The following is a 25990-nucleotide window of genomic DNA, read 5'->3' on the forward strand; positions in this document are numbered from 1 at the left end:
ACGATGCCGCAGCCCCTGTTCGTTCGTCCAGGCTGGCCTCAGCCTTCGTAGTCGGCGCCGAGATTCTGATTGCGCGGCGGCGCGGCGGCAGTGAGCCGGAGCGCTTCGGCCGAATCGGACAGCGAACCGAGCTCGTCGGGCGCTTCCTCATCGTCGATCTGCACGCGCTGGAGGCCGGAGACCACCGCTTCCTCGAGCTGCTTGGGCTTCACCGTCTGCTCGGCGATCTCGCGCAGGGCGACCACAGGGTTCTTGTCGCGATCGCGATCGATCGTGAGCTCGGCACCGCCGGAAATCTGCCGCGCACGTTGCGCCGCGAACAGCACCAGATCGAACCGGTTCGGAATCTTGTCGACGCAATCCTCGACGGTGACGCGCGCCATGCTACGCTTCCTTGGGCTACGGAGTCTCGGGAAAGCGCGGCAATTAGGCGAAGGGCCGCGCAATGTCAAGGATTTCGGGCGCGTTCCGGCCGAGCCTGCCCGCCACGGCCCCCGCACGAGCCGGGCTTGCGCAACGCCGCCCTTCTCTTCATGCACCCGGTCATGCATTCGCCCGCGGCGCAACCGGCATTCACCGTCGACGGCAATCGCCTGACGCTCGTCACCGAAGGGCCTCGACGGCTCGAGGTACTGCTCGACCTGATCGGCTCGGCGCGTCGTTCGCTGCGGCTGCTCTACTATATCTATGTGAACGACAGCGCGGGCGCGGCGGTGCGCGACGCGCTGATCGCGGCGGCGGGGCGCGGCGTCGACGTGTCGCTGATCGTCGACGGGATGGGCAGCGAACCGGCCGCACAACGCGACTTCTTCGATCCGCTGCGCGAGGCGGGGGTCGATCTCTGCCGTTTTCTGCCGCGGTTCGGCAGGCGCTATCTGCTGCGCAATCACCAGAAGCTCGCCCTGGCGGACGGCGAGGAGGACGATGCCCGCGCCATGATCGGCGGGTTCAACATCGAGGAATCCTATTTCGGCACCGTCGAGGACGCCGCCTGGCGCGACCTGGGGCTGCTGGTCGAGGGCCCCGCGGCACAGCGGCTGACCGGCTATTACGATGCGCTGGAGCGCTGGACCAAGGCGCGGCGCCCGCCGATTCGCGACCTCACGCAAACACTGCGTGCGTGGAGCGAAACCAGTGGCAACGCCCGCTGGCTGATGGGCGGTCCCACGCGCCGGCTCTCCCCCTGGGCGCGCATCGTGAAGCAGGAAATGGAGCGCGCGCGAAGCATCGATCTCATCTCCGCCTATTTCGCGCCGAGCCCCGCGATGCTGCGGCGGCTTGACGAGGCCGGGCGGCGTGGCCGGGTGCGGCTCGTCCTGCCATCGAAAATGGATCATACTGCGGCGATCTGGGCGGCGCGCTTCGCCTATGCGGGGCTGCTGCGCAAGCAGGTCGAGATCTACGAATATCAGCCGACGAAGCTGCACACCAAGCTCTATGTCGTCGACGACGTGGTGCATATCGGCTCGGCCAATTTCGACATTCGCAGCCTCTTTCTCAATCTCGAGTTGATGCTGCGGATCGACGATCCGGCCTTCGCCGCGCATGTCCGTGCCTATGTCGACGGCGAAGTGGCGGCATCGGAGACGATCACTGCGGAGCTCTATCGCGCGCGCGCAACGCCGTGGCGTCGGCTGAAGCAGATGGCCGCCTGGTTCGTGATGGTCGTGCTCGACTTCAGCGTCACCCGCCAGCTCAATTTCGACCGGTCCGACGGCCAGCCGCGACGCCGACGTCCGGACTGACCGCGGCTCCGCGCGTCGGCGGGTTGACGTGCCCGTCAACACACTTACACCAGTGTAAGCGAAGTCGCGGAAACATGCGGCACCTGGTGGCGAGAGGATGGCAATGGCGGAAGCATATATCGTGGCGGCGGCGCGGACCGCAGGCGGACGACGCAACGGCAAGCTGATGAGCTGGCACCCGGCGGATCTGGGCGGCGCGATTCTCTCGGCGATCGCCGAGCGCAGCGGCATCGATCCGGCGGCAATCGACGACGTGGTGATGGGCTGCGTCGGCCAGGCGGGGGAGCAGGCGCTGCACGTCGGCCGCAACTCGGTGCTCGCCTCGACACTGCCGCAGAGCGTGCCAGCGGTCACCGTCGATCGCCAGTGCGGCTCGTCGCAACAGGCGCTGCAGTTCGCTGCGCAGGCCGTGATGTCGGGCACGCAGGACGTGGTGATCGCCAGCGGCATCGAGCATATGAGCCGCGTTCCGATGGGCACCTCGGTCGCGGGCGGCGCCAAGCCGTTCAGCGACAAGATCCTCGAGCGCTTCGGCGTGCGCGGCTTCAGCCAGTTCACCGGCGCCGAGATGATCGCCAGGAAGTACGGTTACAGCCGCGAACAGCTCGACACCTATTCGCTGGAGAGCCACAAGCGCGCGGCCGCCGCCACCGAGCGCGGCGATTTCGAGGACGAAATCGTCCCGCTCGAAGTCGAGACGGCGGATGGCACCGAACTCCACAAGGTGGACGAAGGCATCCGCTTCGACGCGAGCGCCGAGGGGCTTGCGAGCCTCAAGACGCTGGTCGAGGGCGGCGCGATCACCGCGGGCAACGCCAGCCAGATCTGCGACGGATCGTCGGCCGTGCTGGTCGTGTCCGAACAGGCGCTCAAGGATCATGGCCTCACTCCGCTCGCGCGGATCGTGAACCTCACCGTCACCGGGGGCGACCCGGTGGTGATGCTGGAAGAGCCGCTGTTCGCGACCGATCGGGCGCTCAAGCGCGCGGGCATGAAGATCGACGACATCGACCTCTATGAAGTCAATGAGGCGTTCGCGCCGGTGCCGCTCGCCTGGATGGAACATACGGGCGGATCGCACGATCGGCTCAACGTCAACGGTGGCGCGATCGCGCTCGGCCATCCGCTCGGCGCCAGCGGCACCAAGCTGATGACGACGCTGATCCATGCGCTGCGCAAGCGCAAGCTGCGCTATGGCCTGCAGACGATGTGCGAAGGCGGCGGGCTCGCCAACGTGACCATCGTCGAGGCGCTCTGATCGCGATGCCGGGAGCGCTGGACGGGCTGCGGATCGTCGAGTTCGCCGGGATCGGGCCGGGCCCGTTCACGGGCATGATGCTCGCCGATCATGGCGCCGAGGTGATCCGGATCGACCGGCCGGGGGCGAGCTTCGGCCCGGCCGCGCTCGCGCGGTCGCGGCGCTCGATAGCACTCGACTTGAAGCAGCCCGAAGGCGTCGCGGTCGCGCGCGCGCTGTGCGGCACTGCCGACGGGCTGATCGAGGGGTATCGGCCGGGCGTGATGGAGCGGCTCGGGCTCGGGCCGGACGCGCTGCTCGCCGACAATCCGAAGCTCGTCTATGGCCGGATGACCGGCTGGGGCCAGCATGGCCCGCTCGCCGACCTGCCGGGGCACGACATCAACTATATCGCGGTCGCGGGCGTGCTCGAAGGGATCGGCCGGCCGGGCGCGCCGCCGGTGGCGCCGGTGAACTATGTCGGCGATTTCGGCGGTGGCGGGATGCTGCTCGCGTTCGGCATGGTCGCGGCGCTGCTCGCGGTGCGGCGCGGCGCGGCGGGCCAGGTGGTCGATGCCGCGATGACCGACGGCGCGGCGCTGCTCGCGGCGATGAGCTGGGGCTTTCGCGGCGCGGGCATGTGGCGCGACGGTGCGGGTGCCAATCTGCTCAGCGGCGCCGCGCCCTTCTACCGCAGCTACGGCTGCTCCGACGGACGGTTCGTGGCGGTGGGAGCGATCGAGCCGCCTTTCTATGCGGCGTTGCTCGATGGCCTTGGCCTCGCCGGAGATTCGGACTTCGCGCAACAGATGGACGTGGCGCGCTGGCCCGCACAGAGCGCACGGCTCGAGACGATCTTCGCGACCCGGAGCCGAGACGAATGGGCCGAGGCGTTCGCCGGCACCCAGGCGTGCGTCTCCCCGGTTCTGACCATGGGCGAGGCGGCGGCGCACCCGCACAATCGCGCGCGCGGCACGTTCGACGAAGTGGGCGGCAGTATTGAACCGGCGCCGGCGCCCCGACTCTCGGGCACGCCCGCGGCAGCGCCGACGTCGCCGGGTGCCGTGGGTGCCGATACCGACGCGGTGCTCGGTGCGCTGGGATATGACGACGAAAAGCTCGCGGCGCTGCGCGCCTCGGGTGCCATTCAATAGACGAGAGGAACGACGATGAAGTTCGAAGCTACGGCGGCAGTGGTCACGGGCGGCGCCTCCGGACTCGGTGCGGCAACGGCGCGCGCGCTGGCGAAGGCGGGCGCGAAGGTCGCGCTGTTCGACATGAACGAAGAAAAGGGCGAGGCAGTCGCGAGCGAGATCGGCGGCGTCTTCTGCAAGGTCGATGTGCGCTCGGACGACGAGGTCGATGCCGGGTTCGAAAAGGCGCGCGCGGCGCACGGGCAGGAACGCATCCTCGTCAACTGCGCAGGCGTCGGCAACGCGTTCAAGACGGTCGGGCGCGATAAGGCGACGGGCGAGATCAAGGTGTTTCCCGCCGCGGCCTTCGACTGGGTGATCCAGGTGAATCTGGTCGGCACGTTCCGGTGCATCTCGAAATCGGCCGCGGGCATGCTGACGCTCGAGCCCGGAGAAGGCGGCGAGCGTGGCGCGATCGTCAACACCGCGAGCGTCGCGGCCGAGGACGGGCAGATCGGCCAGGCGGCCTATTCGGCGTCGAAGGGCGGCATCGTCGGCATGACCCTGCCGATCGCGCGCGATCTTTCGGCCGAAGGCATCCGCGTCAACACGATCCTGCCCGGCATTTTCGACACGCCGCTGATGAATGCCGCGCCGCCGCAGGTGAAGGAGGCGCTCGCCGCGTCCGTGCCGTTCCCGAAGCGGCTTGGCCACCCCGAGGACTATGCGAGCCTGGCGCTCGAAATGCTCCGCAATCCCTATTTCAACGGCGAGGACGTTCGCCTCGACGGCGCGATCCGCATGGCTCCGCGCTGAGGCACGGCGTGTGCCGGGGCGGAGCTACTCCGCCTCGGCCGCCTGCCAGTACCGGTCGCGCAGCTTGCGCTTGTAGAGCTTGCCGGTGTCATGGCGCGGCAGCGCCCGCTCGAAATCGATCGACTTCGGGCATTTGACGTGGCTGAGCCGCTCACGGCACCAGCCGATCAGCTCCTCGGCGAAATCGGGCGTGGCATCGCCCCAGTCGACCGGCTCGATCACCGCCTTCACTTGCTCGCCCATCTCGGCGTCGGGCACGCCGATCACTGCCGCGTCGGCCACCTTGGGGTGCGTCAGCAGCAGATTCTCGGTCTCCTGGGGATAGATGTTCACGCCGCCCGAGATGATGAGGAAGCTCGCTCGGTCGGTGAGGAAGAGATAGCCGTCCTCGTCGAGGAAGCCGATGTCGCCGAGCGTCGACCAGCTCGGATGTTCGGGGTGGCGCACGCTGGCCGTCTTCTCCGGATCATTGTGATAGGCGAAGGGAACGGTACTCTCGAAATAGACGAGCCCGGGTGCGCCCGGCGGCAGCTCGGCGCCGTCTTCGCCGCAGATGTGGACGATCGCGGTGGTCGAGCGGCCGACCGAGCCGGGCTTCGCCAGCCACTCCTCGGAAGTGATGAAGGTGGCGCCGTTGTTTTCCGATCCGGCATAATATTCGGAGATGATCGGCCCCAGCCAGTCGATCATCGCGCGCTTGACCGGGATCGGGCACGGCGCCGCCGCATGAACGAGGTGGCGCAGCGACGAGAGGTCGTGGCGGGCACGCGCTTCCTCGGGAAGCCGCAGCAGCCGTGCGAACATCGTCGGCACCATCTGGGTGAAGGTGACGCGATGCTCCTCGATCGCGCGCAGGGCGGCCTCGGCATCGAATTTGCGCAGTACCACGACCGTGCCGCCCAGCCGCTGCATGCCCGTGCTGAAGGCAAGCGGCGCGGTGTGATAGAGCGGCGCGGGCGTCAGCAGCACGTCGCGCTCGGTGAGGCCGAAGCGCATCTGGAGAAACGCCGCGAGCGGGTGCGGCTCCTCCGCCGCGCCACCGGTCAGCGGCAGGCGGATGCCCTTCGGTCGGCCGGTGGTGCCGGACGAATAGACCATGTGCGTGCCCGCCGTTTCGTCGGCGATCGGCGTATCCGGGCAAGCATCGAGCGCAGCGGACCAGCTTTCGGCACCGGCCAGTGCGCCTCCGGCGGCGTAGATCGCGCGGACGCCGTCCGGCAGCTGCTCGGCGATGCCCGCCGCCCCCGCGACCTCGGGCGAGACGACGAGGACGCGCGCACCCGAATCGGCGAGAATATACACGGCCTCTTCGGCGGTGAGCGCAGTGGAAACCGGCACGAAATAAAGTCCCGCGCGCTGCGCCGCCCAGAAGAGTTCGAAAAAGGCGATTCCGTTCGGCAGCCAGGCCGCGACCGCGTCGCCCGCGCGCAGGCCGTCGCCGCGCAGGCGATGGGCGCCCTGGTTCGCGCGCCGTTCGAGCGCCTCGAAACTCAACCTCGTGCCGGTTTCCGCCACGATCACGGCGGCGCGCGCCGGATCGCTGGCGGCGAAGTGCCGCGGATGCATCCCAGTCTCTCCCACTTTGTGTTTTCGCGGCAGGATGCGGCCTTGCTTACACTCGTGCAAGTACTTGTGCGCGCGCCCCGGCTCTGCGACCAAGGAGGCGACGACCCGGGAGCACACCGGGCGAGCTGGAGAGACTGGAATGGCTGCACTGGACGTACCGCCCCCCGCCTGCATGCGCGATCCCGAGATCGAAGCCTTCGCCGATGGAGCCGGCCGCTTCTTCGAACGCGCGGCGACTCCCGAGCGGATCGCGCGGTGGCGCGAGGCCGGGCAGGTCGAGCCCGCCTTCTGGCGCGAGGCAGGCGAAGCGGGGCTGCTCGGCGTGTCGATCCCCACCGAATATGGCGGCGCGGGCGGCGACTTCCGGCACGATATCGTCGCGGTCGAGCAGGTGGGGAAGCACGGGGTCGAGGGTTTTGCGCTGTCGCTCCACAATGTCATCATCCTGCCCTATGTGCTCGCCCACGGCACCGAGGAGCAGAAGAAGCGGTGGTTGCCCAAGCTCTGCTCGGGCGAGAGCATCTCGGCGATCGCGATGAGCGAGCCGGGTGCCGGGTCGGACCTTCAGGCGATCCGCACCACCGCACTGAAGGACGGCAACGGCTATCGCATCAACGGCGCCAAGACGTTCATCTCGAACGGCCAGATCGCCGATTTCATCGTCGTCGTCGCCAAGACCGATCCCGAAGCGGGCGGCAGGGGCGTGTCGCTGCTGGTCGTCGAAACCGACCAGGCGGAAGGATTCCGCCGCGGCAAGGCGCTCGACAAGATCGGCAACGATGCGCAGGACACGTCTGAGCTGTTCTTCGACGATGTCTGGGTGCCGTCGGAGAATCTTCTCGGCCTCGAGGAAGGCCAGGGCTTTCGCCAGCTGATGGCCGAGCTCCCGCGCGAACGGCTGATCATCGCAGTGGGATCGATCCAGACGATGGAGCGCGCGCTCGAAACCACCGTCGAATATGTCAAGGAGCGCAAGGCGTTCGGCCAGCGCATCCTCGATTTCCAGAACACCCAGTTCGTGCTCGCCGAATGCAAGGCCAAGGCGACCGTAGCGAAGGTGTTCGTCAACGACTGTATCCAGCGCCAGATCGAGGGCACGCTCGACCTTACCACCGCGGCGATCGCGAAGCTGCGCGCCACCGACACCGAGTGGGAGATCGTCGATGCCTGCCTTCAACTCCACGGCGGCTATGGCTATGTGAACGACTATCCGATCGCACGGATGTTCCGGAACAGCCGCGTCCAGCGCATCTACGGCGGTTCGAACGAGATCATGAAGCTGCTGATCGCGCGCTCGCTCTAGCCGCGTTCCCGCACCTGCCAGGCTCGCGCCCGTCGCGGATTTGTCGCTGCGCTGCGACAAATCCGCACGCGCCTGGCACAATTTTGCGACAAGTGACTTCTAGTGGGGCCGGGAAGACTTCGCGGGCCCATCCGGCGTTCGCGGCTATGGCGTAGGGAGTATCGGCTGCGATGCGGAAACTGGGGTGCCTTTTCGGCGCATTGATGATCACGGCCTCGCCAATGGCACTGGCAGCGCAGGAAGCCCCTCCCGCCTCCACCGGACCGGCCGAGCCGAACCCGCAGGACGCAGCCCCGCAGGGTGAGGCCTATGAAGCCGAGGAAATCGTGGTGCGCAGCGAACTGCGCGGATCGGTGATCGGCGATATCGAGCCCGAGCAGGTGCTGACTCCCGCCGATGTCCGCTCCTATGGCGCGAGCTCGATCGAGGAATTGCTCGAGGCACTTGCGCCGCAGACCGGCAGCGCGCGCGGGCGCGGCGGCGAAAGGCCGGTGCTGCTGCTCAATGGTCGCCGCATTTCGGGCTTTCGCGAGCTGCGCGATATCCCCACCGAAGCGATCGAGCGAGTCGAGATTCTTCCCGAGGAAGTTGCGCTCAAATACGGCTATCGCGCCGACCAGCGCGTGGTGAATTTCGTGCTGCGCGAGCGTTTCCGGTCGTTCACGGCCGAGCTGGAAGGCGAAGTGCCCACCGCCGGCGGCTTTTCCGCCGTCGAGGCAGAGGGCGGGCTGCTGCGCCTCAATTCGAACGGACGCTTCAACTTGAACGTCGAATATGAGGGCAGCTCTGCTCTGCTCGAGAGCGAGCGCGACATCGTGCCGACCACCTCGACCGGGTTCTACGATGTGGTGGGCAACATCACTGCGCCAGGAGGCGTGGGCGAAATCGATCCCGCGCTGAGCGCGATCGCCGGCATACCGGTCACCGTTGCGGGCGTGCCGGGTGGAGCCGCGGGCGGCGCACCGGCGCTGGCGGGCTTCGTGCCGACCGCCAACACGCCGAATGCGAACGGCCTTACCCCCTATCGTACACTGCGGGGGCCGAGCGAACAGCTCAGCATCAATGCTGTGGTGAGTCGCGCTCTGTCCACGGACATCACCGCGACACTCAATGCGGAACTCGAAGCGACCAATGGCGAGACGCTGCTCGGGCTTCCCGGGGCAGTTGCCACTCTCCCTGCGGGCAGTCCCTTCTCGCCCTTCTCCGGGCCGGTGGAGCTTTACCGCTACTATCCCTCGCTCGCGCCGCTTACGCGCAGCACCGATGGGCGCACCGCGCATCTCGGCCTCGCGATCAACGGCGATTCGGAGGAGTGGCGCTGGTCGGTCACCGGCAACTACGATTATTCGACCAGCGAGACCTTCACCGATCGCGGAGTCGATGCCAGCGGGCTGCAGGCGGCGCTCGATGCCGGCGACCCGGGAGTGAATCCCTTCGCGACCCCGCCGCTCGCGCTGCTCGATGCGCTACCGGTCGATCGCACACGCTCGGCCTCCAGCGTGGGCGAGCTACAGGCGCAGATCGCCGGTGCGCCGCTCTCGCTGCCGACCGGCGACGTCACCACCAGCCTGCGGGTCGGCGCGACGACGACCGATTTCGAAAGCGAGACGCTGCGCTCGGGCATAATGCGGTCGAGCAGCGTCTCGCGCGACCTGGCGAGCGGACAGCTCAGCGTGGACGTGCCGATCGCGAGCACGCGCGAAGCCGTGCTCGATTTCGCCGGCGACATCACGCTGAACGGCAATGTCGAGGTGGAGCAACTGTCGGATTTCGGGACGCTGCTCACCTATGGCTATGGCGTGAATTGGGAGCCGGTCGACGATCTGCGCTTCCTCGTATCGGTAACCGAGGAGGAAGGCGCTCCGACGCCGCAGCAGCTCGGCGATCCGACTCTGGTGACGCCCAACGTCAGCGTCTTCGACTATACCCGAGGCGAGACCGTCAATGTGACGACGATCACCGGCGGCAACCCCGATCTGGCGCCGGATGACCGCAGCGTCTTCAAGCTCGGCGTCAATGCCCGGATTCTCGAGGAGCCCGATCTGCGGTTCAGCGCGGACTATGTGCGCAGCACGACCCGAAACGACATTTCCAGCCTCCCTGCCGCCACGGCCGCGATCGAAGCAGCCTTCCCCGAGCGGTTCGTACGCGACACTTCGGGCCGGCTGATCCAGGTCGATACCCGCGCGGTCAATTTCGCGCGCACCGAACGCGAGCAGATCCGCTACGGCTTCAACTTCTCGATGCCGCTCACCTCGACGGTCCAGCGCCGCATCGAGCGCTATCGCGCGGCGCGCGAGGAAGCCGAGCGCACCGGCCAGCCGGCGCCGCCGGTGCCCGAGGAGCTTCAGCGCATGCGCCAGCAGCGGGGCGAGCGACGCGGCGGCGCCGAAGGCGGCGGGCAGCCGCCACGGAATGGCGGGGAGCAGGCTGCGGGTTCGTCCGGGCAGGAAGGGCCGCCGACGGAAGGCGCGCGCACTCCGCGCGGCCCCGGCGGCGGTTTTGGCGGCCGGCGAGGCGGGCGCGACGGAATGGGCGCGGGCCGGATCAACTTCAGCCTCTATCATACCGTCCACCTGCGCGACGAAGTCCTGATCCGCGAAGGACTGCCGGTGATCGACCGGCTGAACGGCGACGCCACGGGCAGCACGGGTGGGCAGCCGCGCCACGAACTGGAATTCCGCGCGGGCATCTTCAAGGACGGGATCGGCGCGCGGATCAGTGCCGATTGGCGGAGCGGAACGCGCGTGAACGCCGGCACGCTGGGGGCGCCAGAGCCACTCGATTTCGCGCCGTTCACCACCATCGACTTGCGGCTGTTCGCGGATCTGGGGCAGCAACTCTCGCTCACCCGCGATCATCCGTGGTTGCGCGGAACGCGGGTCTCGCTCAGCCTCGACAATGTGTTCGATGCGCGCCAGCGCGTTACCGACCGCAGCGGCGCCGTGCCGCTCAGCTATCAGCCGGATCTGCTCGATCCCGTCGGCCGGCAGGTTTCGATCAGCATTCGGAAGCTGTTCTTCTGAACGCAGCGGGTCCGGGGCCGATCGGTCCCGGACCGCTCAGTGACCGCGGCAGGCGAGCGCATCGAGGATCTCCTCGACGCGGGCCGGATCGCCCGCGGCGATGACTTCGCCGTTGCTTGTCGCGGTCAGCGGGTCGCCCGCCCAGTCGCACATCCGTCCGCCCGCGCCTTCCACCACCGGCACCAAGGCGGCGAAATCGTGCAGCTTGAGCTGCGCCTCGACGACGATGTCGAGATGGCCCGAGGCAAGGCATGCATAATTGTAGCAATCGCCGCCCAGCACGGTGCTGAGCACCTGGCCGTCGAGATGCTCGAAGGCATGGAGCTGCCCGTCGTCGAACAGCGCGGGCGACGTCGTGGCGAGCAGCGCCTCGCCGATCTCGCGGCAGCGCCGCGTCGTCGCGGGCGCGCCGTTCAACGTGGTCGGGCGGCCCACGACTCCCAGCCAACGCTCCTTCAGGATCGGCTGGTCGATGATACCCAGCACCGGCCAGCCGTCGTCGAGCAGTGCGATCAATGTTCCGAAGATGGGCCGCCCGGCGATGAAGGCGCGCGTGCCGTCGATCGGATCGAGCACCCATCGGCGGCCGCTGGCCCCCTCGCGCTCGCCGAATTCCTCGCCCGCGATCGCATCCATCGGCCGCTCGGCGATCAGCAGCTTGCGCATCGCCTCCTCGGCGGCGCGATCGGCCAGCGTCACCGGCGACTTGTCCGCCTTTGCCTCCAACCCATGCGGCGCGCGAAAATAAGGGAGGATCGCCGCGCGCGCGGAGTCGGCGAGCTGCTCGGCGAGGGCGATGTCGGCGGAGGAAACGGTCATGCCGCTGCCTAGCGCTCCCGGACGGCGCTCGCCAGCCCGCGCCGATGGCAGATTCGACTCGCCTTCGTCACAATCGACTGCCAATCCGTCGAGCCGATGCGCCGCAGATTGCTCCTCGCTCCTCTTCTGGCCGTCACGGCGTTCCCTGCCGCGGCGCAGGTGCGCACGGTGCCGGTTCAGCCCGCATCCGAGCGCGAGGCGCTGGGCGGAGTCGAAGTCTATCTGGTCAACGAAGGCGAGGTGCCGGTGCCCGCGCAGGGTCCGCGCCAGATCGAAGTGACCGCGGCCGACGGGACGCGGCTGGTGCTCGAGCGGCTGCCGGCGCCGGAGCGCAACGTCGCGCCGGGCGGCTTCGCGAAGCTGCGCTACGTTCCTGTCGGGCTTGCGGAGGCCGCGGTCCCGCCCGCCGAGGCGTTCCCGCCGGCACGCCTGCCCGAGCCGGGTGAGACGGTGGTACAGAGCGCGACGGGATCGTCGGCGGGCTTTCTCGATCGGTTTTCCCCCCACGAGCCCGTTTATGGCGCCTTCGGCCTCGGCGATTCCGGTGCGAAGCTGCAAGTGAGCTTCGCCTTTCAGCCGATCGGCGGTGAGGGCGCACTCAGCAATCTTCGCTTCGGCTATACGCAGACGATGTTCTGGGCGCTCGATCAGGATTCGGGGCCGTTCCGCGCCACCACTTACAGTCCCGAAGTCTATGCCGATGTGCCGGTCGGCGACGCCAGCACGCTGGCGCTCGGCTGGCGTCACGATTCGAACGGCCGCGGCGCGGTCGGCTCGATCGACGCCAACCGCATCTTCGCGCGCATCGAACATCGCATCGATCTCGGCGGCGACTGGCGGCTCGATCTCGCGCCACAGGCGTGGTTCTACGTCGGCAAGCAAGGCGCGGCACCGGATCTCGCCGATTATTGGGGATATACGTCGCTCACTGCCGCGCTGTCGCGGCCGGGCGGGCTGAAGATCGCCGTCACAGGCCGGGGGAATTTCGAAACGGGCAGAGGCGCGGCCGAGCTGTTCGTTTCCTGGCCGCTGGCCAGGATCGACGATCGCATCGGTGCCTATCTCTTCGGTCAGGCGTTCACCGGCCATGGCGAGGTGCTCGATGAGTTTCGCGTCGAGGACAGCCATGTACGAGTCGGAATAGCGCTGATCCGCTGAGCGGTGACAACAGGGCGAACGGATGGGAGAAGACTCCGATGTGGACACGATTGCTCCTTCCCGCGGCGCTCGTCGCGGCAGCCTCGCCGGCGCTGGCTGCGCTGACGATCGGTGCTCAGGCGCCCGATTTCCGAACCCAGGGGGCGCTGGATGGCAGAGCCTTTCCGCTGAAGCTTTCGGATCAGCTCGCGCGCGGCCCGGTGGTGCTCTATTTCTTTCCCGCCGCCTTCACGCCCGGCTGCAATGCCGAAGCCCGCGCCTTTTCCGAGGCGGCCGACGCGTTTCGGGCCGCCGGGGCACAGGTGATCGGAATGTCTGCCGATCCGATCGACAAGCTGCAGCGCTTTTCGGTGGAGCATTGCGCGGGCCGCTTCCCGGTCGCGCACGCGGATGCGGCAGTGATTCGCGGGTATGACGTGGCGCTGCGCGGCAATGGAGCGATGACCAGCCGCACAAGCTATGTCATCGGCCGCGATGGCAGGATTGCCTATGTCCACGACGATCCCGCGTTCGCCGGCCACGTCACGGGCACGCTGGCGGCGGTACGCGAACTCCGGGCCGCGGCTGATTAATCGCGGTCGAGCAGGTCGTCGGTCACCGTCATCGTGAAGGCGGGAAGATTGTCCGGCGGGACTTCGGCGACGGCATCGACGAAGGCAGCGCGGGTCTCGGGCTCGTCATAGACCATCTTGGCGTCATAGGCCCGCTGCCACGCCGCTTCGTCCGGCCATTCGGCATAGCCGACGAATCGGCCGTCGCGCTCCTGGTGCAGCCGGGAGCCGTAGCTGCCGTAGCGTTCGCGGATCAGCTCGGTTCCGCGCCGCCACGCCTTTCGGAACTGCGCTTCCTTGCCTGGGTGGACGCGCCACCAATAGACCGCGACGAACATGATGCCTCCTTCGGTTTTCGCGGGCGCTCACCGGATGTTAGCAGTTTCGGGCCTAACTCGGTTCCCATGGAATCGCGCCGTACGCAGGATATCGCCGCATGCGGCAGGGTAGGGGTTTGAGCCTTATGGCCGGGGTGAGGGCGGTCCGAGCGAGCAGCGCCGGCGATGCAAGCCGCCGGCTATACGATCGAATCGGCGCGTTTCTGTTCGATCAGCGGCTTGAGCCCGATCCGACCAATTTCGCTTTCGCCTATCATCTTCTCGAGAACCCGGAGGGGCCGCTCGCCCGTGCAGTGGCGGCGCTGACGGACGGCGGCGTGCGGCTGACTCAGCGCGACATCGAGTCGCTCGGCTGCGAGGCCACGCCCGGCCAGAGCGAGGCCGCCGACGGCAAAAAGGCCGAAGGGCTGGTCGCGCAGACCCAGATGCAGGTCGAGGGTTTCGAGGACATCATGCATGCGATGCGCGCTGAAACCGAGGGCTTCGGCCGCGATCTCGCCGCGAGTGCCGCCGCCATCAATCAGTCGCGCGCCGAAGTGGGGAACGACGGCGTGATGCTCGATGAAGTCGCGCGAATCACGGCGGCGATGCTGACGCGCGTGCGCACTGCCGAGAGCCGACTTGAATCCGCCACCCGCGAAGCGAGCGATCTCCGCAAGAAGCTTGAGGAAGCGCGCGACAATGCCCGGCGCGATCCGCTGACCGAGCTCCCCAACCGGCGGGCGCTCGAAGAGGCCTTTACCGCCCAGTCGGCTGCAGGCGAACGGCTCTGCCTTGCGGTGTGCGACGTCGATCACTTCAAGTCGGTCAACGATCGCTTCGGCCACGCCGTGGGTGATCGAGTGCTCAAGGCGATCGCCGAGGCGCTGTCGCAGGCGTGCAGCGGCCATCTCGTCGCCCGTTATGGCGGTGAGGAGTTCGCGGTGCTGTTCGCGGGCATCGCCCTCGAGCCGGCGCGCGCGACACTCGATACTGCGCGGGCGACCGTCGCCGCCAAGCGATACCGGCTGCGCGAGAGCGACGCCCCGCTCGGCGAGATCACTTTTTCGGCCGGACTTGCTGCCGGAGCCAGGGACGACAGTTTCCAGTCGCTGTTCCAGCGCGCCGACAGGCTGCTCTACACCGCGAAGAACAACGGCCGGAACTGCGTCCGGACCGGCTGAGGAAAGTCGGCGCCACAAGTTGGCGGATTTCACGATGTGCTTCTGTGTGAATTCCCAATACGCCGCCCCTGAAAAAGGCGCAGCGTTTGATTCCAGTGCCTTAGTGAAAATGGCACAGCCCCTGCAAACGATCGGGTAACGGCGGCCGGACGGTCCGAACCCGCCGATTTGCAGGGAGAAACATCATGGTACTTCGTCTCGATTCGCTCCAGCGTTCGGCCGCCTTCGCGGGCGCGCTTCTCTTCACCGCGGTTCTCGTCTTCGCGTCCAGCCCGGTTCTGCCGGTCGCCTGATTGCCTCAGTCAAGCACCCAAGGGGAGCAGCCATCATGGTTCGCAATCTGTTGGTCGGCGTCGCTTCGTTCGCCGTCACCACCCTTCTGATCGTCGTCAGCGGCGCGCAGGGATCGGTCCTTCTAGGCTGATCCGCTGCGCCCGCGGACGCCCGGGGCTGCGGCGCCCACATTCGCCGCACAATTCCTCCACATCTCCGATTCGCCGGCCCGTGCACGGAACCCGAAGCGGCAGGCGCCGGTTCGGGCAGTATTCCCAAACACATGCACGGGAGCATGCCCCCATGACCGACACCGTCGAGATGGTTCACGAAGACAATCTGCCCGGCCACGAGAGCACTCTCGAGCCCAAGCCGGACTGGGAGCCGCGCTATCCCGGCTCGGGGCGGCTCGAAGGCAAGGTCGCGGTGGTGACGGGCGCCGACAGCGGCATCGGCCGCGCCGTGGCGGCGCTCTATGCCCGCGAAGGCGCCGATGTCGCGATCGTGTATCTGTGCGAGCATGACGACGCCGAGAAGACCGCGGAGATCGTTCGCGGCGAAGGCCGGGAGGCACTCACCATCGCCGGCGACATCGGCGACGAAGACTTCTGCACGTCCGCGATCCGGCAGGTGGTCGAGAAATTCGGCCGCATCGATGTGCTGGTGAACAATGCCGGCGAGCAACATCCCGACAAGAATATCACCGAAATCACCGAAAAGCAGCTGCGCCGGACCTTCCAGACGAACATCTTCGGCATGTTCTTCATGGTTCAGGCGGCGCTGCCGCATCTGAAGAAAGGTGCCGCGATCGTGAACTGCACCTCGGTGACGATGTACAAGGGGTCGCCGGAATTGCTGGATTATTCGAGCACCAAGGGTGCGATTACAGCGTTCACGCGATCGCTCTCGGGCAATCTCGCCGAGAAGGGCATTCGCGTGAACGCCGTTGCCCCGGGGCCGATCTGGACTCCGCTCAATCCGAAGGGCGGCGCCACTGAAGAGAAGCTCGAGCACTTCGGCGAGTCGACTCCCATGGGCCGCCCCGGACAGCCCAACGAAGTCGCGCCGTCCTTCCTCTTTCTCGCCTGCGAGGACGCCAGCTATATGTCGGGGCAGGTGCTGCACCCGAACGGCGGCATTGTCGTCAACGGCTGAGCTAGCCGCCGCTCGCCGCCAACGGAAACCATTTCCGGCGCCGCGCGCAGGCGCCGTCTGGTCGCGCCAGGCCGAGGCGCGTGCGGCTATCGGCGCAGCCTTGGCGGCCGCGTGATCGGCACAGCGTTCGGCGGCCTGCCCGAGCACGGCCTCTGGATCGGGCGTGCGGCGATCGCTTACGCTGGCGAAGTGCGTGCGGAGTGCGCCCGGCGGACAGGGGGCGCCTCTCCGCGCGAGTAGGTGCCGGTGAGCAAGCCGGCCGCAAGCACCTTGCCGGCCATTGCCCGCACCAGCGCGCCGCGCCCGGGATTGTCGCCCACGTCCGGCCCCGCGGCGAGCGCGAAGAGCTGAAACGCATAATGATGCTCGCCATGGCCGGTGGGAGGATCGGGCGGCAGCCAGCCCTCGGCGAAATAGCTGTTTCGCCCCACGTCGCTGCCGTCGGCTCCGGCCTTGCCGTCGGCCTGGATCGCGCCTTCGACCAGCTCGCCGTCATGCGGCGGAAGATCCCAGACGACCGCATGTACCAGCGGCGCCGGTGTCGGGGCATCGGCATCCTCGACGATCAGCGCCAGTCGCTCGGCTCCTTCTGGCACACCGGTCCAGAACAGCGGCGGCGAAACGCCCTCGCCATCCTCGGTGAAGCGCACGGGAAGGCGCGCGCCGTTGGCGAAGGCAGGGCTGGCAAGATGCAGGTTGTCGAAGCTGCCGAGCTCGGGCTGAACGATTGCGAGCTTGTCGGCGCCCGCGCGCACGCCTTTCAGCGCATGGCCCAGCCAATGGGGGACGTGTTCGAGCATCGGCGCGTCTCCTTTCCCGCGATGCAACGCCGCAGCAGCCGTCGCGCTCCCGCCGCCGCCTGCTGCGGAGGCATCAGAGATCGAGCGCCTCATATTGCGCAGGCGGCACGATCCCTTCCATCCGCTCGCTCAGAAGCGGGCGAAAGCTGGGGCGGCTTTTCATCCGCACATACCATCCCTTGGCCTGCTCATTGCCCTTCCAGTCGATCCCGCCAAGATACTCGGCGACCGAGATCTGCGCTGCGGCTGCGCAGTCGGCGAAACTCATCGTCGCACCTCCCAGCCAGGTGCGGTGATCGAGCAGATAGTCGACATAATCGAGGTGGCTGACCGCCGCCTTCATCGCGGCCCGCAGCGCACCGGCGTCGGGCGCCTGCTTGTGGACGATACGCTTGAGCATCCGTTCGTGGAGCAGCGGCGCCGTGACGTCGCGATAGAAATGCGCGTCGAACCAGGTGACCAACCGGCGCACCTCGGCGCGCTCGGGCGCAGTGCCGCCCAGCAGCGACGCCTTACTGACCGTTTCCTCGAAGAATTCGCAGATCGCCGTCGAATCGATCAGCACGACGCCGCGTTCCTCGTCGACCATCACCGGCGTCTCGCGCGCGGGGTTCAGATCGAAGAATTCGTCGCGCTGAAGCCAGGGCGATTCGCGCACGAGATCATAGCCGACGCCCTTTTCGCCGAGCACGATTCGGACCTTGCGCGAGAAGGGGCACAGCGGGAACTGGAGGAGGGTCCACATGGGCCGTTCTTTAGCGATACGCGGACTCGCGGGGAAGCGGATCCGCGAAGGTGCGCGGTCGATCTTCCTCCCGCGGCCGCGGCGGTCCTATTCCGCCGCCACGATTTCCTCCGGGGGCGCCGCTTCCTCGACCGGCGTATCACTGAGCGGATGCGGCAGGCGCTCGAGCATTTCCTTCGGTACGACCTGCCAGAATTTGCCGCGTTCGCGCGCCCAGTCGGCGAGCAGGCCCGCTGACCATTTGCTGTCGGTCGCCTGTGCATGCGCCTCGATCAGCCCGCGCAACACTTCTTCCCAATGCGCCGCGTCGAGCCGCTGCCAGACGATGCTCTCGGAATTGGCGCGCAGCGCGAAGCTCTCGTCGGCATCATAGACGAAGGCCATGCCCCCGGTCATGCCTGCGCCAAAGTTGCGGCCTACGGCCCCCAGCACCACGGCGATGCCGCCGGTCATATATTCGCAGCCGTTCGCGCCGCAGCCTTCGACCACCACCGTGGCGCCCGAATTGCGGACTGCGAAGCGCTCGCCCGCCTGGCCCGCCGCGAACAGCTTGCCGCTGGTCGCGCCGTAGAGAACGGTGTTGCCGACGATGGTGTTCTTCCAGCTTTCGAGCGGCGAGCTCACCATCGGCCGCACGATGATCGTGCCTCCCGAAAGCCCCTTGCCGACATAATCATTGGCGTCGCCGAACACCTCGAGCGTGACTCCCTTGCACAGGAAGGCGCCGAGCGACTGGCCCGCCGAGCCGCGCAGCCGGACGTGAACATGACCCTCGGCGAGCTTGGACATGCCGAACCGGCGCGTGATCTCACTCGAGAGCCGCGTTCCCACGGCGCGATGCGTGTTGCGCACCGAATAGGTGAGCTGCATCCGCTCGCCGCGCGAGAAAACGGCAGCGGCATCCTTGATCATCTGCGCGTCGAGACCGTCGGGAACCTCGTTACGGAAGGTGTTGAGGCTGAACCGCCGCTGGTCCTCGTCAGCGTCGACCTTGGCCAGGATCGGATTGAGGTCGAGGTCGTCGAGATGCTCGGCGCCGCGGCTCACCTGGCGCAGCAGCTCGGTGCGGCCGATCACGTCGTCGAGGCTCCTGCATCCGAGCCGCGCCAGGATCTCGCGCACTTCCTCGGCGATGAAGGTCATCAGGTTGATCACCTTCTCGGGCGTTCCGACGAACTTTGCGCGCAGCTTCTCGTCCTGGGTGCACACGCCCACCGGGCAGGTGTTCGAATGGCATTGGCGGACCATGATGCAGCCCATCGCGACGAGCGAGAGCGTGCCGATGCCGAATTCCTCAGCACCCAGGATCGCGGCGATCACGATGTCGCGCCCGGTCTTGAGCCCGCCGTCGGTGCGGAGCGTCACGCGCCCGCGCAGCCCGTTCAGCGTCAGCGTCTGATTGACTTCGCTGAGGCCCATTTCCCAGGGGGTGCCGGCATATTTGATCGATGTGAACGGAGAGGCGCCGGTGCCGCCGGTGTGCCCGGCGACCAGGATCACGTCGGCATGCGCCTTGGCGACGCCCGCCGCGACCGTGCCGATCCCCGCCGAGCTCACGAGTTTCACACACACGCGCGCCCGCGGATTGATCTGCTTGAGATCGTAGATCAGCTGCGCGAGATCCTCGATCGAATAGATGTCGTGGTGCGGCGGCGGCGAGATCAGCGTGACGCCCGGCGTCGCATGGCGCAGCTTGGCGATGAACTCGGTCACCTTGAAGCCGGGCAGCTGCCCGCCCTCGCCGGGCTTTGCGCCCTGCGCGACCTTGATCTCGATCTCGTCGCACGCGTTCAGATATTCGGCAGTCACGCCGAAGCGGCCGCTTGCGATCTGCTTGATCGTCGAATTGGCATTGTCGCCATTCTCGCGGGGCTTGTAGCGCTCCTTGTCCTCGCCGCCCTCGCCCGACACTGCCTTGGCGCCGATGCGGTTCATCGCGATCGCCAGCGTCTCGTGCGCCTCGGGACTCAGCGCGCCCAGACTCATTCCCGGCGTTACGAAGCGCTTGCGGATCTCGGTGATCGCCTCGACCTGGTCGATCGGCACACCCTCGCCCGGATAGTTGAATTCGAGCAGATCGCGCAGATAGACCGGCGGCAGATCCCGCACGCCGCGTGAGAAATTGAGATAGGTCGAATAGCTGTCGGTCGCGACGGCGGTCTGCAGCAAGTGCATCAGCTGCGCCGAATAGGCGTGAGTCTCGCCGGTGTGGCGCTGGCGATAGAAACCGCCGATCGGCAGCGTCGCCACCATCGCATCGAACGCCGCGTCGTGCCGGCTTTTCGCGTTGACGTACAGCGAGGCATAGCCTTCGCCGGAAATCTTGGTCGGCATGCCGGGGAACAGGTCGTTCACCAGCGACCGGCTGAGCCCGACCGATTCGAAGTTGTAGCCGCCACGATAGCTGGAGATCACGGCGATCCCCATCTTCGAGAGGATCTTGAGCAAACCCTCCTCGATCGCCTTCCGGTGGCGATCAAGGCATTCGTCGAAGCGCAGCGCTCCGAACAGTCCCCGCGCGTGCCGGTCCTCGATCGCGGCCTCGGCGAGATAGGCGTTCACCGTGGTCGCGCCCACGCCGATCAGCACGGCATAATAGTGGGTATCGAGGCACTCGGCGGTGCGGATGTTGACGCTTGCGTAGGAGCGCAGCCCCTTGCGCACGAGATGGGTGTGCACTGCGGCCGCCGCCAGCACGCCGGGAATCGCGACGCGATCGGGGCCGACGGCTTCGTCGGTGAGGAACAGCTCGCTGCGCCCCTCGCGCACAGCCTGTTCGGCCTGGAGGCGAATCTCGGCGATCGACGCGCGCAGCGCCTCCGGCCCAGCGTGCGCATCGAAGGTGCAGTCGATCTCGGCGGCCTGGCTGCCGAAATGCGCCTTCAGCCGCTCCCAGCCCGAACAGCTGAGCACCGGGCTGTCGAGCACCAGCACACGGTTCGTCTGGCCATCGACATCCAGGATGTTGGCAAGATTGCCGAACCTAGTCTTGAGCGACATCACATGCCGCTCGCGAAGGCTGTCGATCGGCGGATTGGTGACCTGACTGAAGTTCTGGCGGAAGAACTGGCTGATCAGCCGCGGCTTGTCGGAGATGACGGCAAGCGGCGTATCGTCTCCCATCGAGCCGATCGCTTCCTTGGCGCCCTCGACCATTGGAGCGAGGATCAGCTCCATGTCCTCGAGGGTCTGGCCCGCCGCCACCTGGCGGCGTGTGAGTTCGGCCCGGCTATAGCGGCAAACGGGCGCTTCCGGAGCTGCGGGAAGGTCGTCGATCGTCAGGAACTCGCCGACCATGCCCGCATAGTCCGCTTCGGTGGCGACGCGGTCCTTCACTGCCTGATCGTGCAGCACTTCGCCGGCATCCAGGTCGATTGCGAGCATCTGACCGGGGCCAAGCCGGCCCTTTTCGACGACATTGGCCTCGGCAACCGGCACCATCCCGGTTTCCGAACCGACGATCAGCAGTCCATCCGAAGTGCGCGTGTAGCGCAGCGGCCGCAGCGCGTTGCGATCCATGCCCGCAACCGCCCAGCGCCCGTCGGTCATGGCCAGCGCGGCGGGGCCGTCCCACGGCTCCATCACGCTCGCCAGATATTTGTACATGGCGAGATGGGCCGGCGGCATGTCCGGCTGGTCCTGCCACGCCTCGGGCACCAGCATCAGCTTGGCGGTGGGCGCGTCGCGGCCCGAACGGCAAATCGCTTCGAACACCGCATCGAGCGCAGCGGTATCGCTCGCGCCGGCGGGGATCACCGGCTTGATGTCCTCCGAATGTTCGCCGAACGCCAGACTCGCCATCTTGATCTCGTGGCTGAGCATCCAGTTCTTGTTGCCGCGGATCGTGTTGATCTCGCCATTGTGCGCGAGGCAGCGGAACGGCTGCGCCAGCCACCATTGCGGGAAGGTGTTGGTCGAATAGCGCTGATGGAAGATCGCGACTCGGCTGGCGAAGCGTTCGTCGGTGAGGTCGGGATAGAAATCCGACAGGCTCTCGGCGAGGAACAGCCCCTTGTAGATGATCGACCGGCAGCTGAGCGAGCAGATATAGAAGCCGCTGATCTGTGCGGCGATTGCGCGCCGCTCGATGCGGCGGCGGACGAGATAGAGCTCCTTCTCGAACTCGGCTGCATCCATCGCATCGGGCATCGGCCCGGCGATCATGATCTGCTCGATCTCGGGCCGGGTCGCCTGCGCCTTCAGGCCGATGACCGAGACGTCCACCGGCACCTGGCGCCAGCCATAGATGGTGTAGCCCGCGTCGATGAGCTCGCTCTCGACGATCGTGCGGCACGTCTCCTGCGCGGTCAGGTCGGTGCGCGGCAGGAAGATCATGCCGACGGCGAGCCGGTTCGGCAGCACGCGGTGGCCCGAATCGGCGATCGCATCGTCGAAGAAGGCGGCGGGCAGATCGACGTGCAGCCCCGCGCCGTCACCGGTCTTGCCGTCGGCGTCGACCGCGCCGCGGTGCCACACCGCTCGAAGCGCATCGATCGCCGATTGAACGACCCGGCGGCTCGCCTTGCCGTCGGTTGCGGCGACCAGGCCGACGCCGCAGGCGTCGCCTTCGAATTCGGGGCGGTACATGCCCTCGCGCGCGATGCGCTGGCGCTCGGTTTCGTTCATCATGCCGCCACTTTCGCGTTTCCGGCGTCGGCGCGTGCCTTCAGCCACTGATGCATCTGATCGGCCACGTCGCGGCCGTCGCGGATCGCCCAGACGACGAGGCTCGCGCCGCGCACGATGTCTCCGGCCGCGAACACGCCGTCGAGGCTCGTCATCATCGTCTTGCCGTCGGTGCGCACCGTCCCCCAGCGCGTGACGCCGAGCTCGGGCGCTTCGAACAGCGTCGGCAGATCCTCCGCATCGAAGCCCAGCGCCCGGATGACGAGATCGGCGGGCATGGCGAAGTCGCTGTCCGGCTCGGGCTCGGGACTGCGGCGGCCGGTGGCGTCGGGTGCTCCGAGGCGCATCCGGGTCGCGCGCACGTGCGAAACCGAGTCGCCGCCTTCGAACGCCGCAGGTGCCGAGAGCCAGACGAATTCCACGCCCTCTTCTTCGGCATTGGCGACTTCGCGCTGCGATCCCGGCATGTTCGCGCGGTCGCGGCGATAGAGGCACTTCACCGATGCCGCGCCCTGGCGAACGGCGGTGCGCACGCAGTCCATCGCCGTGTCGCCGCCGCCCACGACCACGACATGCTTGTGCGCAGCGTCGAGCGCCGCCGCGTCGGGCGGCAGCGTGTCGCCGAAGCCGCGGCGGTTGGAGGCGATCAGATAGTCGAGCGCTTCGACCACGCCTTGCCGGCCGGCGCCTTCCAGCTTCAGCGCGCGCGGCTTATAGACGCCGGTGGCGATCAGCAGCGCGTCGTGGCGCTCGCGCAACGCGTCGAGGCTGGCGTCGCGGCCCACCTCGAAGCCGGTGTGAAAGGCGATGCCGCCCGCCGCCAGCCGCTCGGTGCGGCGCGTGACGACATGCTTCTCGAGCTTGAAGCCCGGGATGCCGTAGATCAACAGTCCGCCGGCACGATCGTGGCGATCATAGACATGCACTTCATAGCCGGCGCGGCGCAGATATTCGGCCGCCGTCAAGCCGGCGGGCCCCGCACCGATCACGCCGACCGACTGGCCACGCGCCGGGCCGGGCTCGAGCGGCTCGACCCAACCTTCGTCCCACGCGGTATCGGTGATGAACTTCTCGACCGATCCGATCGTCACTGCGCCGTGACCGGAGAATTCGATCACGCAATTGCCTTCGCACAGCCGGTCCTGCGGGCAGATGCGACCGCAGATCTCCGGCATGGTCGACGTAAGGTTCGAGAGTTCATAGGCTTCGCGAAGCCGCCCCTCGGCGGTCAAGCGCAGCCAGTCCGGGATATGGTTGTGCAGCGGGCAATGCACCGCGCAATAGGGCACGCCGCACTGCGAGCAGCGTCCCGCCTGGTCGGCAGCCTGCTCGACCGGAAAGCGTTCGGAGATTTCGTCGAAATCGCCCGCACGGGCGCCGGGCGCCCGCTTGGCCGGATAGGCCTGCCCGCGATCGACGAACCGGAGTGTTGCGCTGTCTGCCATGCGGTCGCCGATACAGCAGCGCAGGCGTGAAGTCACGCGAAATCCACTACAAAGGTAAGCGTAACTTACCTAATACATCGGAAAGACCCTGGCTGGAGACTTCACGCCAAAGAGCGCTCGAGAATAATGGGCCGACTCGGACCTAGCGGTTCAACAGCCAGATGAGGGCGATGCTCCCGATCACGATTCGATACCAGGCGAACGGAGCGAAGCCGAACCTCCCCACCACCCTGACGAATGCCTTCACGACCAGCAACGCGGCGACAAAGGCGCAGGCGAAGCCGATCGCGATACTGGTGAGATCGTCCATGCTCAGCAGATCGCGGTCCTTCCACAGCGCATAGACGGTAGCGGCGAGCATGGTGGGTACGGCGAGGAAGAAGCTGAACTCCGCCGCCGTCTTGCGTTCCACGCCCATCAGCAGCGCGCCCATGATCGTCGCGCCGGACCGGCTGACTCCGGGCAGCATCGCCAGGCACTGGACGACGCCGATCGAACCGGCGGTCTTGAGCGGCATCTCCTCGACGCGGTGGACGCGCACCAGCTTCACCATCCGCTCGATGACGAGGATCGCGATCCCGCCAACGATCAGCGCCACCGCCACGATCACCGGCGTCTGCATCGCCGCCCGCACCGCATCATAGACGAGCACGCCGATCACGAGCGCGGGGAGGAAGCCGATCAGGATGTTGCGCGCGAACAGCAGTGGTCCCCGCTCGCGGCGCAGCACGCCCATGCTCATGCCCCAGAAGGTCTGCCAATAGGCGACGATCACCGCCAGGATCGCCCCGAACTGGATGGCGATCTTGAACGTGACCGAGCCTTCGTCGGTAAAGCCGAACAGCTCGCCGCCGAGGATCAGATGGCCGGTCGACGAGACGGGCAGGAATTCGGTCAACCCCTCGAGAATGCCGAGGAGAATGACGACGACCAACTCCGACATGTGCTTCTAAGCCCCTTGAACCCCGCGCGCGATCCGCAGCGGCAACTGCCTGCGTGATCGCGCTGCTTGTCGTGAACGTGGTGCGCGCCGATCAGGCCGGCTCGCCAGCCTGCCCAAATCTGCCGTAGCGACGAAATCGTACCAGCCAGTTCGGCGCGACAGCCGCGAGCGGCGTCGGCGATACGCCGAGCGCCTCGAGCCCTTCGGCGCCCGGCGACACCACTGCATCGCGCTGAAGCATCTTCCACTGCTCGCGCGTGATCGGCGCGCCGGGCAACGATCCGAATGTCGCGAGCATCGACCCAAGCGCATCGGGCAGCTCGACGAAAGCGGGGTCGCGCCCGACCGCCTTGGCGATCCAGCGCAGCAGCTCGGCCATCGTCAGCACGTCCGGGCCGCCCAATTCATAGACGCGGCCGCCATGGTGCCGCGGCTCGAACAGCGCGCGGGCCGCGGCTTCCGCAACGTCGGCGACATAAACCGGCTGAAACTTCGCCTGCGGGCGTAGCACCGGCGCCACGGGCAAAGTTGCGATCATGCCGGCGAATCGATTCACGAATGCATCCTCGCGTCCGAACACCGTCGTCGGCCGCAGGATGGTCGCGCCGGGAAAGGCCTCACGCACCGCGTGCTCGCCTTCGGCCTTGGACCGGGCATAGGTCGACTGAGAATCGGGATCGGCGCCGATCGCGGAGATCTGGACGAATGCCGCCGCGCCGGCCCGAGCTGCCGCCTGCGCCGCGGTCTGCGCGCCCTGCACATGCAGGGCGTCGAAATTGCTCCAGCTGCCGACCAGGTTCAGCACCGCATCGGCGCCGTCGCAGGCCCGCTCGATCGTCTCGGGCCGGGTCAGGTCCGCGGCAATGAACTGCGTCTGCCCGACGCCGCCGAGCGGCCTCAGGAAAAATGCGTCGCGCGGCTTGCGCTGGGCGATCCGCACCCGCGCACCTGCCCGTAGCAGCTCCTGCGCGACATACCGCCCGAGGAATCCGCCCCCGCCGAGCAATGTCACCAGCCTGTCGTTCATGCTTCGCCTCTTGCCAACGCTTCGCTCCCAAATGCCCCGCGCTGGCGCAAACGGCAAGCTGCTGCGGGGATCCGCCCGGCACCGGTTGACAAGCTCCCGGCCGATCCGTAGAGCGCGCCGC

20 protein-coding genes are annotated in these 25990 nt (G+C 67.4%); 10 read left to right on the forward strand and 10 right to left on the reverse strand.

Annotated features, from left to right (window positions below):
• Positions 1-38: 38 nt before the first annotated feature.
• Positions 39-383 carry a DNA-directed RNA polymerase subunit omega gene (gene rpoZ / locus ACQ450_RS11125; protein ID WP_188053596.1) on the reverse strand — a complete coding sequence of 115 codons (345 nt, stop codon included), beginning with the start codon at positions 381-383 and terminating at the stop codon, positions 39-41.
• A 162-nt stretch (positions 384-545) separates the two neighbouring features.
• Between rpoZ and ACQ450_RS11130 the strand changes: the two genes are divergently transcribed.
• The 4 genes from ACQ450_RS11130 to ACQ450_RS11145 all read left to right on the forward strand — a co-directional run bounded on the left by ACQ450_RS11130 (position 546) and on the right by ACQ450_RS11145 (position 4931).
• Positions 546-1745, forward strand: a complete 1200-nt coding sequence (locus ACQ450_RS11130; protein WP_431471215.1) for a phospholipase D-like domain-containing protein — start codon at positions 546-548, stop codon at positions 1743-1745.
• Between the two features lie 103 nt (positions 1746-1848).
• On the forward strand, positions 1849-3003 hold the full coding sequence (locus ACQ450_RS11135; RefSeq protein WP_431469320.1) for an acetyl-CoA C-acetyltransferase: 1155 nt from the start codon (positions 1849-1851) through the stop codon (positions 3001-3003).
• 5 nt (positions 3004-3008) lie between these two features.
• Entirely contained in the window at positions 3009-4136 is a 1128-nt protein-coding gene (locus tag ACQ450_RS11140) for a CaiB/BaiF CoA transferase family protein (RefSeq protein WP_431469321.1), read from the forward strand.
• A 15-nt stretch (positions 4137-4151) separates the two neighbouring features.
• Positions 4152-4931: an SDR family NAD(P)-dependent oxidoreductase gene (locus ACQ450_RS11145; protein WP_431469322.1), complete on the forward strand. Its 780-nt coding sequence runs from the start codon at positions 4152-4154 to the stop codon at positions 4929-4931.
• 24 nt (positions 4932-4955) lie between these two features.
• Here ACQ450_RS11145 and ACQ450_RS11150 read toward each other — a convergent pair whose 3' ends face one another.
• Positions 4956-6497, reverse strand: a complete 1542-nt coding sequence (locus ACQ450_RS11150; RefSeq protein WP_431469323.1) for an acyl-CoA synthetase — start codon at positions 6495-6497, stop codon at positions 4956-4958.
• Positions 6498-6636: 139 nt separating this feature from the next.
• Between ACQ450_RS11150 and ACQ450_RS11155 the strand changes: the two genes are divergently transcribed.
• The gene (locus tag ACQ450_RS11155; RefSeq protein ID WP_431469324.1) at positions 6637-7800 is read left to right on the forward strand and encodes an acyl-CoA dehydrogenase family protein; all 1164 of its coding nucleotides are present in this window, start codon (positions 6637-6639) and stop codon (positions 7798-7800) included.
• Between the two features lie 203 nt (positions 7801-8003).
• Positions 8004-10826, forward strand: a complete 2823-nt coding sequence (locus ACQ450_RS11160) for a TonB-dependent receptor plug domain-containing protein (RefSeq protein ID WP_431469325.1) — start codon at positions 8004-8006, stop codon at positions 10824-10826.
• Between the two features lie 36 nt (positions 10827-10862).
• On the opposite strand, the gene hisN is transcribed toward ACQ450_RS11160, so the two are convergent.
• On the reverse strand, positions 10863-11645 hold the full coding sequence (gene hisN, locus ACQ450_RS11165) for a histidinol-phosphatase (protein WP_431469326.1): 783 nt from the start codon (positions 11643-11645) through the stop codon (positions 10863-10865).
• Between the two features lie 96 nt (positions 11646-11741).
• Between hisN and ACQ450_RS11170 the strand changes: the two genes are divergently transcribed.
• Together ACQ450_RS11170 and ACQ450_RS11175 are read left to right on the forward strand one after the other, a co-directional pair.
• Entirely contained in the window at positions 11742-12803 is a 1062-nt protein-coding gene (locus ACQ450_RS11170; RefSeq protein WP_431469327.1) for a phospholipase A, read from the forward strand.
• A 38-nt stretch (positions 12804-12841) separates the two neighbouring features.
• A complete protein-coding gene (locus ACQ450_RS11175) occupies positions 12842-13375 on the forward strand; it encodes a peroxiredoxin (protein WP_431469328.1) in 534 nt (177 codons plus the stop codon).
• Here the strand turns inward: ACQ450_RS11175 and ACQ450_RS11180 are convergent.
• Entirely contained in the window at positions 13372-13692 is a 321-nt protein-coding gene (locus tag ACQ450_RS11180; protein WP_188053616.1) for an antibiotic biosynthesis monooxygenase family protein, read from the reverse strand. The genes ACQ450_RS11175 and ACQ450_RS11180 overlap by 4 nt on opposite strands.
• Before the next feature lie 125 nt (positions 13693-13817).
• Here ACQ450_RS11180 and ACQ450_RS11185 point away from each other — a divergent pair, with 125 nt between their 5' ends.
• Both ACQ450_RS11185 and ACQ450_RS11190 read left to right on the forward strand, forming a co-directional pair.
• A complete protein-coding gene (locus ACQ450_RS11185; protein ID WP_431469329.1) occupies positions 13818-14855 on the forward strand; it encodes a GGDEF domain-containing protein in 1038 nt (345 codons plus the stop codon).
• A gap of 576 nt (positions 14856-15431) precedes the next feature.
• Positions 15432-16283, forward strand: a complete 852-nt coding sequence (locus ACQ450_RS11190; protein WP_431469330.1) for an SDR family oxidoreductase — start codon at positions 15432-15434, stop codon at positions 16281-16283.
• A gap of 176 nt (positions 16284-16459) precedes the next feature.
• Here ACQ450_RS11190 and ACQ450_RS11195 read toward each other — a convergent pair whose 3' ends face one another.
• The 6 genes from ACQ450_RS11195 to ACQ450_RS11220 all read right to left on the reverse strand — a co-directional run bounded on the left by ACQ450_RS11195 (position 16460) and on the right by ACQ450_RS11220 (position 25869).
• The gene (locus ACQ450_RS11195) at positions 16460-17083 is read right to left on the reverse strand and encodes a YbhB/YbcL family Raf kinase inhibitor-like protein (RefSeq protein WP_431469331.1); all 624 of its coding nucleotides are present in this window, start codon (positions 17081-17083) and stop codon (positions 16460-16462) included.
• A 73-nt stretch (positions 17084-17156) separates the two neighbouring features.
• Positions 17157-17828: a glutathione S-transferase family protein gene (locus ACQ450_RS11200; protein ID WP_431469332.1), complete on the reverse strand. Its 672-nt coding sequence runs from the start codon at positions 17826-17828 to the stop codon at positions 17157-17159.
• Between the two features lie 87 nt (positions 17829-17915).
• Positions 17916-22457: a glutamate synthase large subunit gene (gene gltB / locus ACQ450_RS11205; RefSeq protein WP_431469333.1), complete on the reverse strand. Its 4542-nt coding sequence runs from the start codon at positions 22455-22457 to the stop codon at positions 17916-17918.
• Positions 22454-23899, reverse strand: a complete 1446-nt coding sequence (locus ACQ450_RS11210) for an NAD(P)-dependent oxidoreductase (protein ID WP_431469334.1) — start codon at positions 23897-23899, stop codon at positions 22454-22456. Before ACQ450_RS11210 ends, gltB begins: the two co-directional genes overlap by 4 nt.
• Before the next feature lie 142 nt (positions 23900-24041).
• Complete coding sequence (locus tag ACQ450_RS11215; RefSeq protein ID WP_431469335.1) at positions 24042-24842, reverse strand: undecaprenyl-diphosphate phosphatase; 801 nt, start codon at positions 24840-24842, stop codon at positions 24042-24044.
• A 91-nt stretch (positions 24843-24933) separates the two neighbouring features.
• Positions 24934-25869 carry a complex I NDUFA9 subunit family protein gene (locus tag ACQ450_RS11220; RefSeq protein WP_431469336.1) on the reverse strand — a complete coding sequence of 312 codons (936 nt, stop codon included), beginning with the start codon at positions 25867-25869 and terminating at the stop codon, positions 24934-24936.
• Between the last annotated feature and the right edge of the window lie 121 nt (positions 25870-25990).

The sequence above is a fragment of the Sphingosinithalassobacter sp. LHW66-3 genome (assembly GCF_050703275.1).
In the GTDB taxonomy this organism is placed as follows: domain Bacteria; phylum Pseudomonadota; class Alphaproteobacteria; order Sphingomonadales; family Sphingomonadaceae; genus Sphingomonas.